Origin of the sequence: Novosphingobium sp. HR1a (assembly GCF_015594425.1) — a bacterium.
GTDB classification, from domain to species: Bacteria; Pseudomonadota; Alphaproteobacteria; order Sphingomonadales; family Sphingomonadaceae; genus Novosphingobium; species Novosphingobium resinovorum_A.
This window is the reverse complement of record NZ_JABXWS010000005.1, coordinates 1-12608: the sequence shown is the minus strand read 5'-3', so window position 1 is coordinate 12608 and position 12608 is coordinate 1. Positions and strand designations below refer to the sequence as shown.

Below are 12608 nucleotides of genomic sequence, written 5' to 3'. Positions count from 1 at the left end.
CAAGCTCGACCAGCGCACCCCGGTGCGCGCGGCGGTGCTCACAACGGACGGGGTGTGGCACGTCTCGGGGAACTGGATCGATGCGGCGGGCGGCGGCTGCTCGGCCCCGCCGGTCAGCCGGGTCAAGGGCGACTGGGCCGACCACCTCGGCGAAATGCACGGTGCTGCATGGGTACTCAGCGGCACTCAAACGCGCCTCAGGGTGACGTTACGGCACCCGATGGACACCGGCCTCGTCGAGAACATCGCCGCCTACAACATCGAGCGGGTGACCGTGACCTCCTCGGCCGGAACCCCGCTCGCCGACCTCCAGGTCTTCGGAGCGGTGGCCGAAGACCCTGCCTTCACCTTCATCGTCGACGATGCGAAGGGGCCGCTCTCGATCGCCGCGCGCGACAGTTCGGGGCTGGAGTTCGACGGCGTGGTCACCCCGCGCAGCGCGGCGCTGGCCGCCAAGTGAACCTCACCCGCCGCAGCCTGATCGGCGCTGCGCTGGCGCTGCCCGTCGCCGCCCGCGCAGAGACGTTCGCCGGGGCCTATGCCCCCAAGGCCGAGCCCGTCGCCGAGGGCGTGTGGATGGTGCGCGGCGCCGATGCGCCGATCCTGTTCGACAACGGCGGGATGATCGCCAACAGCGCCATCATCGCCACCGACGAAGGCGCGGTGCTGTTCGATCCGGGCGTCTCGCTGGAGCATGGCAAGGCGCTCGGCGCGCTGGCGCAGGCGGTGACGGGCAAGGCTGTGGGGCGGGTCTACGTCAGCCACCTGCACCCCGATCATGCGCTGGGGGCGGCGGCCTTCGATCCCACCATCGTCCACGCCCTGCCCGCCACCCGCGCCGATCTGGAGCGCGACGGCGAGGGGTTCTCCGATGCCATGTACCGGCTGCTGTCGGACTGGATGAAGGGGACGCATGTCGTCCTGCCGCTCGGCGACGTGGCGGACGGGGAGGCCCTGTTCGGCGGGCGAAGGTTCCGGCTTTTCGCGATGCAGGGGCATTCGGCGGGCGATCTGGTGCTGCTCGACGAGGCGACGGGGACGCTGCTGGCGGGTGACCTCGTGTTCCACGACCGCGCGCCCTCGACCCCGCATGCCGATCTGGCGAAGTGGCGCGCGGCGCTCGATCGGCTGAAGGCAGTGCCGCATGGGCTGCTGTTGCCGGGGCACGGGCCGCTGGACCGGGACGGCGGCGCGATCGCGCAGACGCGGGATTGGCTGGACTGGCTGGAGGCCACGCTGACGCAGGCGGTGGCCGACGGGCTCGACATGACCGAGGCGGGGGAACTGCCGATCCCCGCGCGGTTCGCCGGGCTGAAGGCGGCGCGCTACGAATTGCAGCGCAGCGTCTCGCATCTCTATCCGGGGCTTGAAGCGCGGTTGCTGCCGAGGTTGTAGGCTCAGTCTCGGGCTCGGGCCCACCCCGCTGCGACTAGGGCCTGCGGCCCAAGTCTCGCTGCCCCTCCCGCAAGCGGGAGGGGGTGAAGCGCGTCAGCCCTCCCGCTTGCGGGAGGGCCGGGAGGCTTGGCAGCTTGCTGTCTAGCCGGACGGGGTGGGCCAAAGCCGCCCTCAGAACCGCGCCCGCACCGACACCGTCAGCCTGCGCGGCGCCCCCGGAGCATAAGCGCGCGGATTGTCCGCACCGGGCGCTTCTGCCAGTTCGATCTCGTCGATCTCGGAGAACGTGCCCATCGTCACGTAGTGCCGGTCGAACATGTTGCGCAGCTCCGCCGCCAGTTCGATTCCGGGCGCGATTTCCACCCGGCCCATCATGTCGAACACCGCATAGGCCGGGGTCCTGGCGTTGTCGTTGCCCTCATCGCCCACCAGCACCTGCCCGGAGCGCGCGCGCATCGCGAAGCCCAGTTCCCAGCCTTTCCCGGCCCGCCCCGCGTAGAGGTTCACCGAATGGCGCGGCACGCCCGGCAGGCGATCGCCACGCCGGACTTCGACCAGACCGTCTTCGTCCGCCTCGGGGTTGGACGGGCTCGAAACCGCGAAGTCCTGCCGGAACTTCGCATCCGTGAAGGCGTAGCTGCCCGACAGCCGCCAGCCGCCCTGCCGCCAGTCGGCCGAAGCCTCGATCCCTTGCCGCCGTGATTCGCCGAGGTTGGCGAAATAGGCCCGTCCGCGCACTTCCGAGGCGATCATGCGAATGTCGTTCCTCGTATCCGAGCGCCAGCCGTTCACCCGCCACGACAGTGCTGCCCCAAAAGCATTGGCGCCGCCCGACAGCCCGGCATGCCAGTTGCGCGCGGTCATCGCCTTCAGCGGCGGATCGGCGATGAAGAAATTCGCCAGCGTGCAGGGCGATTCCGGATCGGCGCAGGACAGCTCCGCCGGCGTCGGATTGCGGCTGGTTAGCGCGAAGCCCGCCGTCGCATGCACATCCGCGCCCACCGCATAATCGAACTCGATCGAGGGATTGAGGCGGCTGAACCGGTGGCTGCCGTCGAGCGCATCGCCCATCCGGTCGTCCAGTTTCACCGTGTTGCGCGACCAGCGCGCCCCGGCCTCGACCGTCAGCGCGGGGGTCAGCGGAACTTCGGCGCTGGCGAAAAGCGCCAGATCGCTCATGCGGGTGACGACGTCGACCGGGATGATGCCCCCCTCCTCCGAGGTCAGCAGCAGGCCGAGGCCCTCGACCGAGCGGTCCTCCTCCAACTCGCCCAGTTCGGTGGTGGCGGTGAAGCGGGTACGCGCGCGTTCCCACGAAGCGCCGACGGCGAAGCGGCGAGTGCCGTTCTCGGTCTCGCGCTCGTCGAGCCACTGCAGCATGGCGCCGCCGCTGCGTGTGCGCTCTCGCCCGCGATTGAACACGGCGTAGTCGTCCACCGCCGGGTCGTTCACCACGCGGGCGCCGTTCGCCAGCAAGGGTTCCTCGAACTCGTCGTCGTCGCCGAGGCAGAGGTAGCCCGCATCGTCCTCGCAGGCGCCGAAGTCGGCGAGGTCGCCGTTGGCGCTCTTGCGGGTGAGGGTCTGCCAGTGGGCGCGCAGTTCGATGCGGCCGGTCTCGCCCGCCGCGATCCAAGGCGCGGCGACGATGCGCGCGAAGCGGGTGTCGGTGACGTCCGGCGTGGTGAACACCGCGTTCCACTTGGCGGCGAGCAGTTCGACCGGGGCGACGCCGTTGCCGGTGAGATCGGTGTCGGCGGCGAGGCCCTGCACCTCGATCCCCCATGCCCCGGCATCGTGGACGCCCTTGGCGAACACGCGCTTGAGCGTCGAGGGCGAGGCGACGCGCCAGCCGTCGTCATGCCGCGCCTCGGCGACGATCAGGAGGTTGTCGGCCTTGTCGCCCAGCCCCAGCGAGGCGCTGCCGCCCAGGCTGCCGACCGTGTCCACGTCCGCCTGCAGGCGCATGCCCGACAGGCTCACGCCATCATGCGTGGTCAGCAGCAGCGAGCCCGCCAGCGCATTGCGGCCCAGCACCGGGCTGGCATCGTTGAGCTGCGCGTTCGCCAGCGCCATTTCGGGAACCACGTCGAGCAGCACCACGTCGCCGAACGGCTGGTTGAAGCGCACCCCGTCGAGGTAGACCGCCATGCCCTGCTCCGCGCCCTGCAGCGCCGAGGCGGAGAACCCGCGCCAGGTGATCGCTGCCTGCCACGGGTTGCCGGTGGACTCGGCCAGCGTCAGGCCCGGCACGGTGCGTTCCAGCGCGCGGCCGAGATCGCGCTTGCCCGCGATGTCGAGCGCCTGCGGGTCGATCTCGCGCGCTTCGTCGAGGTCGATGGCGCCGCCCGGTGCGGTGACGACGATGGGCGCTTCCTCGGCCAGAACCGGCGAGGCCGAGGCCATCAGCCCGGCAATGACAAGACTTGTCTTTCGCATCCCTCGTGGCGCCTTTGCGGCGCCCTCCCCCTTCGAATGGCGCCTAGAGCATCCGGCGCAGCACGCCGTCCTTCAGCATGAAATGATGGCGCAGCGCCGCCGCGATGTGGCCGAGCACCAGCACCAGCAGCACCCAGCCGCCGATCTCGTGGAACTCGTGCCCCGCGCCGTAGATCGCGCTGCCCTTGACGACCGCGAGCTTGGGCCACTCGAACACCCCGAACCACGACAGCGGGTACTTGCCCGCCGAAGCGATGATCCAGCCCGAAAGCGGCATCGCGATCATGAACAGGTAGAGCACCCCGTGCACCGCATGGGCGAGGCCGACTTCCGCCCGGCTCATCGAGGCCGGGTACGGCGGCGCCTTCCACGCCATGCGCCAGCCGAGCCGCGCCAGCGAGAGCACCAGCACCGTCAGCCCGATCGCCTTGTGGACGGGTATCGCAAAGTGCAGCAGCCCGCTGGCGAGGTTGCCGATGATGAGCAATGCGATTATCCAGTGCAGCGTGCGCGCGCCGGCGTTGTACTTCATGGTGTTCATGGGTCTGACCTCCCGTGCGGCCCCGCTTCGGGCGGGCGTTCCGGAGGTAACTTACGATATTCCATCATGGCTGCGACTTCCGGTGATGGTGGCGCGTCGCCCCGGATCGGTTCCGGGACGACGCAAGGATCAGAAGAACAGGATGCCGCCCAGCGCGAGGGCGTCGCTCGACGCCGCGTTGCCGGAATGCGCCTTGGCCTTCGAATGGGTGTACTCGCCGATCAGCGTGACCCAGCTGGTCAGGCTGTAGCGGACCTGCCCGACCCAGCTCGAATTGGTGTCGACGAGGTTCGGACTGGCCAGCGCATCGGCGGCGTTGGCATAATGCAGCGAACTCTCGCCATAGCTACCGCCCACCGCGAACTTGCCGAAGCTGGCGAGCGCCTGAAGGTAGAAGCCGTCGCTCTTGCGGGCGTTGCCGAAGCCGTCGGTGTCGTGCAGCCCCAGTACCGTCGTGCCGAGGCCCTTGGCGGTGTAGTAGTAACCGACCGCCGTGATCGGACCCGCTGTGACCTTGCCGCCGAAGTCGAGGCCCTGTCCGGTGTAGCTCTGGCCGGTGATCTCGTTGTGGCGCTGCGTCACGCCGCCTGCCCAGGCGCGAAGGCCGATGCCGCCGAGCGTCGCGTCATAAGTGATCTTGCCCTGGAAGCCGGGCTGCGAGTTCTCCTGCGCCGGGCCGGTCAGCGAGGACAGCGGCTGGAACACACCCATCGATGCCTGCACGCCGCCGAAGCTGGGCGAGGTATAGGTGATCTGCGGCTGGAAGTCGGTGTAGATATAGCCCACGCCGATGCGGCCGAGCGTCGTGTTACCCGGTGCCACGTTGCCCCCCGGCGTGCCGGACGAGAGCAGAGTGATGTCGTTGAGGATCGCCTCCGACCCGAACAGCCCGATGTCGCGGCCGATCTTGAAGGTGCCGATGGTGGGCTTGCCGAAGGTCAGGTAGGTCTGGCGGAAATCGATGCCCGCCGTCGCCAGCGCGGTCGGCTGGCCGCCGTTGTTGGCGCCCAGCGCGCCCCATGCGGCCGAGTTGATGCCCGGATACATGCCGAAGAAGGCGCCGATGTCCCAGCCCTCCTGCTTCGTGCTCACCTCGACCTTGAGGAAGCCCGGCAGCAGACCGTTGCGCACCGCGCTGGAGTTGCGCGTGCCGACACTGGCGACGCCGCCGGTGACGGCGGTGGAGGCCGATGCACTCGCCGGGTTGTCGTGGACGTAGAAGCCGTTGACCGAGCCCGAGAACTTGATCGTCGCCGGGCCGACTTCGAGGCCGATGCCGCTCTCGGTACGCTTGACGTAGAGGCCGGGGTCACCGGCGGGCGCGGCTGCGGCGGGTGCCGAGGCCGGAGCGGGTGCGGAGGCTTCGGCCTGCTCCTGCGCGAGCAGCTCGGTGTAGTCCTCGTCGCTGAGAATGCCCTTTTCGTGCAGGCGCTTCAGAAGCGCCTCGCTGCTGCCTGCGTAGGCGGGTGCTATAGCCAAGGCGAGTACGCCCAGCGCGGCACCGCCGCGTAAAATGATCCGCGAAATCATGGATCCGTCCCCCGTTGGAAGTTGTCGTCTATTCCTGCGACTGAGGCGGACCATGCGGCCGGGGCGGGCGGCGCGAAATTGGACTTTGGGCAGTGGTACTTTGGGAGGATGGCGTTTGACCGAGGGGGCTTCGACAAGCTCAGCCTGAGCGGAAATGGGATAGAATTGAGGATTGGAAGCCTATTCCAAACCCCGCTCGTCCTGAGCTTGTCGAAGGACCACAGCGCTACCTCAGCGCCCCAGTGCCACGCCCCACGGCCCCTCGCCCGCCGGGATCGTCGCGGTGACCTTCATCGCCGCGAGGTCCACCAGCGAGAGGTCGTCACTCGCCCCATTGGCGACCAGCGCGCTACCCCCGCCGGGCAGGATCGCGAGGTGCCACGGCCGCGCGCCGACCTTGACGTAGCCGCGCACCTCCCCGCTCGCCACGTCCACCAGCGCGATGCTGTCCGCCCGGCCGAGCGCCACCACCGCCGTCTTGCCATCCGCCGTGAAGCGGATGCCACAGGGCATGACCTTGTAGTCCGGCGCACCCGGCGGGGCGAAGCGGATGGTCTTCACGACGTCCTTCGAAGCGACATCGGCGACCTGCACCACCCCGCCCACTTCCGCCGCGATCCAGACGTGCTTGCCATCGGGCGTGAACTCGACATGGCGGGGCCGCGCCTCGGTCTCCGTCTCCCCGGCGACGGTGTGGGTGGCGAGGTCGATCCAGGCGACCGAATTGTCCTCCTCGCTGGTGACCAGCAGCCACTTGCCGTCCGGGCTTTCCGCGACGCCTTCGGGCTCCTTGCCCACCGTCACCTGCCAGCCGACCTTGCGCGCGGAGAGGTCGATCGCGGTCACCGCGCCGTCGTCCTCGTTGGCGGCGTAGAGCAATTTTCCGTCGTGCGAGGCGAAGAACTGTTCCGGGTCCGCGCCCGATGGCAAAGTCGCCACCAGCGCGCCGGTGGCGGGGTCGCGAACTTCCACCGCATTGTCGGCGCTGGCACAGACGAGCACGTACTTGCCATCGCGCGTCATGGTGATCCCGCGCGGACGCTTGCCCACCGGCCACTGCGCCACCGCCTTTCCGCTCGCCAGATCGATGACGGTGACGGTCGAGGACCGCTCGTTGCTGACATAGGCGCGCGTCACGGCGCCATCGGCATCCTGCGCATGGGACGGGGCGGCATAAAGGGCGCAAAGCGCCAGCGCGAAAGTCTTCAGGCTTCTCTCCATACGCCGAAACCTACGCCTTCCGGCATCCGCAGCAATGGCACCTTGGTCTTGTACCATTGGCCAACTGGTCACCCGCCCGGACCCAAGGTTATCCGAAAGCAACATTCGGGAAGAGAAGCCAAGCGCAACCCGAAGTCGCAGAGGACACCTGATCCATGACCATTCGCATCGGCCGCGCGGTCCTGACCGTCGCCGCCGCCATCACCTCGCTTTCGATCGGCACCAATCTCTACGCGCACGGCGACGTCGTGCCGCAGCCGGTGGACACCTCTGCCCTGCCCGACATCGAAGGCGGCAACGACGTGTGGAAGACCGAGAACCCCTACTCGAAGAACGAGAAGGCGATCGCCATCGGCCAGTCAGCCTACGGCCAGAACTGCGCGCGCTGCCACGGCCTCGAAGCGATCTCCGGCGGCATCGCGCCAGACTTGCGCTATCTCGAACTGGGCTCGTCGGGCGACGAGTGGTTCGTCGAGCGTTTCCGCCACGGCTCGGCGCACGACGGCAAGGTCTACATGCCGCCCTTCGGTGACGTACTGGGCCAGAAGGCCGGCTGGGCGATCCGCGCCTGGCTGGAATCCAAGCACACGGACGAATAAGCGGTGGACCGCCGGTCCCTCATCAAGGGTCTCGGGGCCGTGGGGGCGCTTGCGTCCCTGCGGCCTGCCGCGCTCTGGGCCGCGCCGCTGGAGAAGGTGAAGGCGCTGGGCGCGCTGCGCGTCGGCCTCTACACCGACAACCGCCCATGGTCGTGGGACGAGAAGGGCAAGCCCCTAGGCATCGACGTCGATCTCGCCCATGCCCTTGCCGAGAAGCTGGGCGTGCGCGCCGACATCGCGCTGTTCACGGCGGACGAGGATCTGTCCGACGACTTGCGCAACGTCATCTGGCGCGGCGGGCTGCTCGGCTTCCAGCCCTGCGACGTGATGCTGCACGTCCCCTTCGACCGCCAGCTGATGGCGCGCGAGGACAACGTCACCTTCCTCGCCCCCTACTACCGCGAGAGCTTCGGCGCCGCCTGCGGTGAGGCAGCGGACTGCGAGGCGATGCCGGTGCGCTGGAAGGGCAAACGGATCGCGGCGGAACTCGACTCGATCCCCGACTTCTACTTGCTCGGCCATGCGGGCGGGGCCTTGTCGAAGGACGTCGTCCACGTCCCCACCGGCTACGAGGCGGTCATGGCCGTCGGCAAGGGCGAGGCGGACGCCGCCGTCGCCAGCACCGCGCAGATCGAGGCCGCCCTGCACGACGCACCCGACGCGGGCATCCTTCGCCGCAAGGGCTTCCTGCCCGCGATGCTCTCGCCCGGCTGGGACATCGGCATCGCGGTGAAGGAAAACAGCCGCAACCTGGGCTTCGCCATCGAGGAACAGTTCGCCGCGATGGCGAAGGACGGCCGCATGAAGGCGATCTTCGCGCGGTACGGCGTCGAGTGGAAACCCGCGCTGGCCTCGCAGACCGCGTAAAGCTCCGGAGGGGGACGGGGGTGCCGACTGCGACCGGCGCCCCCCGAACCGGGTTGATCCATGCGTTGTGCGCGCGGCCGGGGCTTCGACAAGGTCAGCCTGAGCGGGATGGAGAGGTTTACGCGACTTCCGCTCACCCTGAGCTTGTCGAAGGGTCAGGTGCAGCCTGTCGAAGCCCCATCGCACAAGGCCCCATCCTCCCAAGGTGCAATTTTGCCGCCCCTCTTACAGTCCTAGGCTGCATGCCGACGATCGGGGTTCGGGGGCATTTTCCCGAGACACGCACCCCCGGCCGAATACCCAAAAACGGAGGGACAGGATGAAGCGGCGTTTCACACATATACTCGCAGCCCTGACGGCAGCCAGCAGCCTCGCGGCAGTACCGCTCTCGGCCGCCGATGGCCCGACCAGCGCCGATCTGCTCAAGGACGCCGACACCCCCGGCGACGTGCTGACGTACGGCATGGGCCCCTGGCAGCAGCGCTTCAGCTCGCTCGACCAGATCAACACCGGCAACGTCGCCAAGCTGCTCCCGGTCTACGCCTCCTCGCTCGGCGGTGAGAAGCAGCGCGGGCAGGAGGCGCAGCCGCTGGTCTATGACGGCACCATTTACGTCACCGGATCGTACTCCCGCCTGTTCGCCTTCGATGCGCGCACCGGCGAGAAGAAGTGGGAATACAACGCCCGCCTGCCCGATGCGATCATGCCGTGCTGCGACGTGGTGAACCGCGGTGCGGCGATCCACGGCGACAAGATCATCTTCGCAACCCTCGACGCGCATCTGGTCGCGCTCAACCGCAACACCGGCAAGGTCGTGTGGAACAAGAAGACCGGCGACTATCAGGCCGGCTACTCGGCCACCGCCGCGCCGCTGATCGTCGGCGACAAGGTCATCACCGGCAACTCGGGCGGTGAATTCGGCGTCGTCGGCGCGGTTCAGGCGCGCAACGTCGATACCGGCGAGCTGATCTGGGAACGCCCGGTGATCGAGGGCCACGTCGGCACCCTCAACGGCCAGCCCAACGGCATGACCGGCAAGCTCAATGCCACCTGGCAGGGCGACTTGTGGAAGACCGGCGGCGGCGCGACGTGGCTGGGCGGCACGTACGATCCGGGCACCAACCTCGTCTACTTCGGCACCGGCAACCCGGCGCCATGGAACAGCCACCTGCGCCCCGGCGACAACCTCTACACCTCCTCCACGCTCGCCATCGATGCCGACACCGGCGTCATCAAGTGGCACTACCAGACCACCCCGCACGACGGCTGGGACTTCGACGGCGTGAACGAGTTCATCCCCTTCGACGCCACCATAAAGGGCAAGGCGATGAAGCTGGGCGCGAAGGCGGACCGCAACGGCTACTTCTACGTGCTCGACCGGACGACCGGCAAGTTCATCTCCGCCAACCGCTTCGTAATGCAGACCACCTGGGCCGACGGCATCAACCCCAAGACCGGCCGCCCCAACGTGATCGACGCGGGCCGTCCGGGCGCGCCCAGCGGCACCGAAAAGGGCAAGCCGGTGTTCTCCAGCCCGTCGTTCCTAGGCGGCAAGAACTGGATGCCGATGGCGTACTCGAAGGACACCGAACTGTTCTACGTCCCCTCGAACGACTGGGGCATGGACATCTGGAACGAACCGATCGCCTACAAGAAGGGCGCGGCGTACCTAGGCGCGGGCTTCACCATCAAGCCGATCGCCGAGGACCACATCGGCGTGCTGCGCGCCATGGACCCCAAGACCGGCAAGATCGTGTGGGAGTACAAGAACAAGGCCCCGCTGTGGGGCGGCGTGCTGACCACCCACGGCAACCTCGTCTTCACCGGCACGCCTGAAGGCTATCTCAAGGCGTTCGACGCCAAGACGGGCCAAGAGCTGTGGAAGTTCCAGACCGGCTCAGGCGTAGTCGGCTCGCCCATCACCTGGGAGCAGGACGGCGAGCAGTACGTCGGCGTCATGTCCGGCTGGGGCGGCGCGGTGCCGCTGTGGGGCGGCGAAGTGGCCAAGACCTTTAAGGAAATCAGCCAGGGCGGCATGCTCTGGGTGTTCAAGATCCCCAAGTAACGCAACCCTGAAATGGCGCGCCGGTTACCGCTGGCGCGCCATCCCTCCCCGGGATAAAGACATGGAAACACTCGCCGTCACGGAAAACAACATGGGCGAATATGGGGCACCCGACCGCGTTCTGATCGTCGACGACCACTCGCTGGTCCGCGACGGGCTACGCTCGATCTTCGACGATGCCTTCCCCGACTGCACGATCCTCGAAGCGGACAGCCTCGAAGCGGCGCTGCGGGTGCTGGACGAAGCGGGCGACGTCGATCTCGTGCTGCTGGACCTCAACATCCCCGACGTCTCGCACCTCTCCGGCCTGCAGGCGGTGCGGGACAAGTTCCCCGCCACTCCGGTGGTTATGGTCTCCGGCGTGACCGACCGCAACGTGGTGCGCGACGCGCTGGCGGCGGGCGCGGCGGGTTTCGTGCCCAAGTCGCTCAAACGCGCCGCGATCGTCGATGCGCTGCAGCAGGTGCTCTCGGGCGAGATCTACATGCCCGACCTGCCCGGAGACGAAAGCGCGGCGGCCGAGGAAGACCTCATCCGCGCCCGCATCGACACCCTCACCCCGCAGCAGCGCGTGGTGCTGGGGCATCTGGTGGCCGGACGGCTGAACAAGCAGATCGCCTATGAACTCGACGTCTCGATGACGACGGTGAAGGCGCACGTCTCGGCGATCCTGCAGAAGATGAACGTGTTCAGCCGCACGCAGGCGGTGATCATGGCAGGCAAGATCGGCTTTCGGGGGTAAGGAAGCGCTGGCGCTCCGCCGCCGGCGTTCCTAACACTGCCGCCTATGAGCCGAGACCCCTTGCGCCCGCGCGCCGCCTACCGTGCTTTCGTCCCCCTGACTACGCGGTGGCATGACAACGACGTCTACGGCCACGTGAACAACGTGGTCTATTATTCGTACTTCGACACGGCCGTAAACACCTGGCTGATCGAGGCGGGCCTGCTCGATATCGAGACCGGCGACCCGATCGGCGTCGTGGTGGAGACCGGCTGCCGCTATGCCGCCTCGGTGCATTTCCCGCAAAAGCTGGAAGTCGGCATGACGGTGGCGAAGCTGGGCACCAGCAGCGTGTCTTATCACCTCGGCCTGTTCGTCGAGGGCTCGGAGGAACCGGCCGCCGAAGGGCATTTCACGCACGTCTATGTCGGACGCGAAAGCCGCCGCCCGGTAGCCTTGCCCGATAACTGGCGCGAGAAGCTGGCTAAGCTAGCCTGATCAAGCAGGGCCTTCGACAAGCTCAGGCTGAGCGGGGTTCGGGGGTAAAACTACTCTTTAATCCGCTCAGCCTGAGCTTGTCGAAGGCCCCACAGTCACAGCACGTCCATCTGCCGCAGCAGCGCCCGCAGCTGCGCCGGCTTCACCGGCTTGTTCAGCAAGGGCAGCGCCAGTTCAGCCAGTTGCGCCTTGGTTTCCGGCCCGCGATCGGCGGTGATGACCATCGCCGGGACCGCCCGCCCCGCCTTCTCGCGCAGCATCGCCACCGCGCGGTCACCGGTCAGCCGGTCATCGAGGTGGTAGTCCACGATCAGCATCGCCGGTCCCTGCTCCAGCGCAGCCAGTGCGGCCGCGTCGGATGGATCGTTGGCGGTCACCACGTCCAGCCCCCAGTTCTCCAGCAGTGCTTCCATGCCCGCAAGGATGCCCGGATCGTTGTCGATCACCAGAACCAGCCCGCCTGCCCCGGCGCGCGGAGCGGCGGGCATCGCGCCCGGCTCCTCCAGCGAGGCAACCGGGTCCACGCGCGGCAGGCGGATCGAGAACGCCGCCCCCGTCCCTGGCGCGGTGTCCAGCTCGATCGCATGGCCCAGCATCGTCGTGACGCGGCGCACGATGGCGAGCCCCAGCCCCTTGCCGGGTATCTTCTGCGTCTTGCCGACGCGGCGGAACTCCTCGAAAATCTCGTCGCGATCGACCTCGGCGATGCCCGGCCCGGTATCGCGCACGGTGACG

General features: G+C 68.1%; 12 protein-coding genes. 7 read left to right on the top strand and 5 right to left on the bottom strand.

The features are described 5' to 3' along the window. The coding region (locus HWN72_RS01425) for a thiosulfate oxidation carrier complex protein SoxZ (protein WP_211149589.1) at positions 1-460 on the top strand (460 nt) is incomplete at its 5' end. After that, a complete protein-coding gene (locus tag HWN72_RS01420; protein ID WP_211149588.1) occupies positions 457-1395 on the top strand; it encodes a quinoprotein relay system zinc metallohydrolase 1 in 939 nt (312 codons plus the stop codon). The genes HWN72_RS01425 and HWN72_RS01420, both read left to right, overlap by 4 nt. A 171-nt stretch (positions 1396-1566) precedes the next feature. On the opposite strand, the gene HWN72_RS01415 is transcribed toward HWN72_RS01420, so the two are convergent. From HWN72_RS01415 to HWN72_RS01400, 4 genes are all read right to left on the bottom strand, one after another. Next, positions 1567-3831, bottom strand: coding sequence for a TonB-dependent receptor (locus tag HWN72_RS01415; protein WP_211149587.1), 2265 nt, complete (start codon positions 3829-3831; stop codon positions 1567-1569). A gap of 43 nt (positions 3832-3874) precedes the next feature. Beyond that, the gene (locus HWN72_RS01410; protein WP_069708899.1) at positions 3875-4372 is read right to left on the bottom strand and encodes a cytochrome b; all 498 of its coding nucleotides are present in this window, start codon (positions 4370-4372) and stop codon (positions 3875-3877) included. 129 nt (positions 4373-4501) lie between these two features. Further along, complete coding sequence (locus HWN72_RS01405) at positions 4502-5902, bottom strand: porin (protein WP_211149586.1); 1401 nt, start codon at positions 5900-5902, stop codon at positions 4502-4504. Between the two features lie 231 nt (positions 5903-6133). Further along, positions 6134-7123, bottom strand: coding sequence for a PQQ-dependent catabolism-associated beta-propeller protein (locus tag HWN72_RS01400; protein ID WP_211149585.1), 990 nt, complete (start codon positions 7121-7123; stop codon positions 6134-6136). Between the two features lie 155 nt (positions 7124-7278). On the opposite strand from HWN72_RS01400, the gene pedF reads away from it, so the two are divergent. The 5 genes from pedF to HWN72_RS01375 all read left to right on the top strand — a co-directional run bounded on the left by pedF (position 7279) and on the right by HWN72_RS01375 (position 11873). Continuing rightward, positions 7279-7722 (top strand): cytochrome c-550 PedF, encoded by a 444-nt coding sequence (pedF, locus tag HWN72_RS01395; RefSeq protein ID WP_008831070.1) that lies wholly within the window; start codon positions 7279-7281, stop codon positions 7720-7722. A 3-nt stretch (positions 7723-7725) separates the two neighbouring features. After that, entirely contained in the window at positions 7726-8589 is an 864-nt protein-coding gene (locus tag HWN72_RS01390; RefSeq protein WP_008831071.1) for an ABC transporter substrate-binding protein, read from the top strand. A 319-nt stretch (positions 8590-8908) separates the two neighbouring features. After that, entirely contained in the window at positions 8909-10654 is a 1746-nt protein-coding gene (locus tag HWN72_RS01385; RefSeq protein ID WP_211149584.1) for a methanol/ethanol family PQQ-dependent dehydrogenase, read from the top strand. A 61-nt stretch (positions 10655-10715) separates the two neighbouring features. After that, on the top strand, positions 10716-11396 hold the full coding sequence (locus HWN72_RS01380; protein WP_008830497.1) for a response regulator transcription factor: 681 nt from the start codon (positions 10716-10718) through the stop codon (positions 11394-11396). Positions 11397-11441: 45 nt separating this feature from the next. Next, complete coding sequence (locus HWN72_RS01375) at positions 11442-11873, top strand: thioesterase family protein (protein ID WP_036525937.1); 432 nt, start codon at positions 11442-11444, stop codon at positions 11871-11873. A 95-nt stretch (positions 11874-11968) separates the two neighbouring features. On the opposite strand, the gene HWN72_RS01370 is transcribed toward HWN72_RS01375, so the two are convergent. Beyond that, the coding region (locus HWN72_RS01370; protein WP_211149583.1) for a sensor histidine kinase at positions 11969-12608 on the bottom strand (640 nt) is incomplete at its 5' end.

What these genes read in the sequence shown, in the direction of transcription:
- HWN72_RS01415 (WP_211149587.1), bottom strand. Translation starts at nt 3,831, where the DNA reads ATGCGAAAGACAAGTCTTGTCATTGCCGGGCTGATGGCCTCGGCCTCG.
- HWN72_RS01410 (WP_069708899.1), bottom strand. Translation starts at nt 4,372, where the DNA reads ATGAACACCATGAAGTACAACGCCGGCGCGCGCACGCTGCACTGGATA.
- HWN72_RS01405 (WP_211149586.1), bottom strand. Translation starts at nt 5,902, where the DNA reads ATGATTTCGCGGATCATTTTACGCGGCGGTGCCGCGCTGGGCGTACTC.
- HWN72_RS01400 (WP_211149585.1), bottom strand. Translation starts at nt 7,123, where the DNA reads ATGGAGAGAAGCCTGAAGACTTTCGCGCTGGCGCTTTGCGCCCTTTAT.
- pedF (WP_008831070.1), top strand. Translation starts at nt 7,279, where the DNA reads ATGACCATTCGCATCGGCCGCGCGGTCCTGACCGTCGCCGCCGCCATC.
- HWN72_RS01385 (WP_211149584.1), top strand. Translation starts at nt 8,909, where the DNA reads ATGAAGCGGCGTTTCACACATATACTCGCAGCCCTGACGGCAGCCAGC.
- HWN72_RS01380 (WP_008830497.1), top strand. Translation starts at nt 10,716, where the DNA reads ATGGAAACACTCGCCGTCACGGAAAACAACATGGGCGAATATGGGGCA.
- HWN72_RS01375 (WP_036525937.1), top strand. Translation starts at nt 11,442, where the DNA reads ATGAGCCGAGACCCCTTGCGCCCGCGCGCCGCCTACCGTGCTTTCGTC.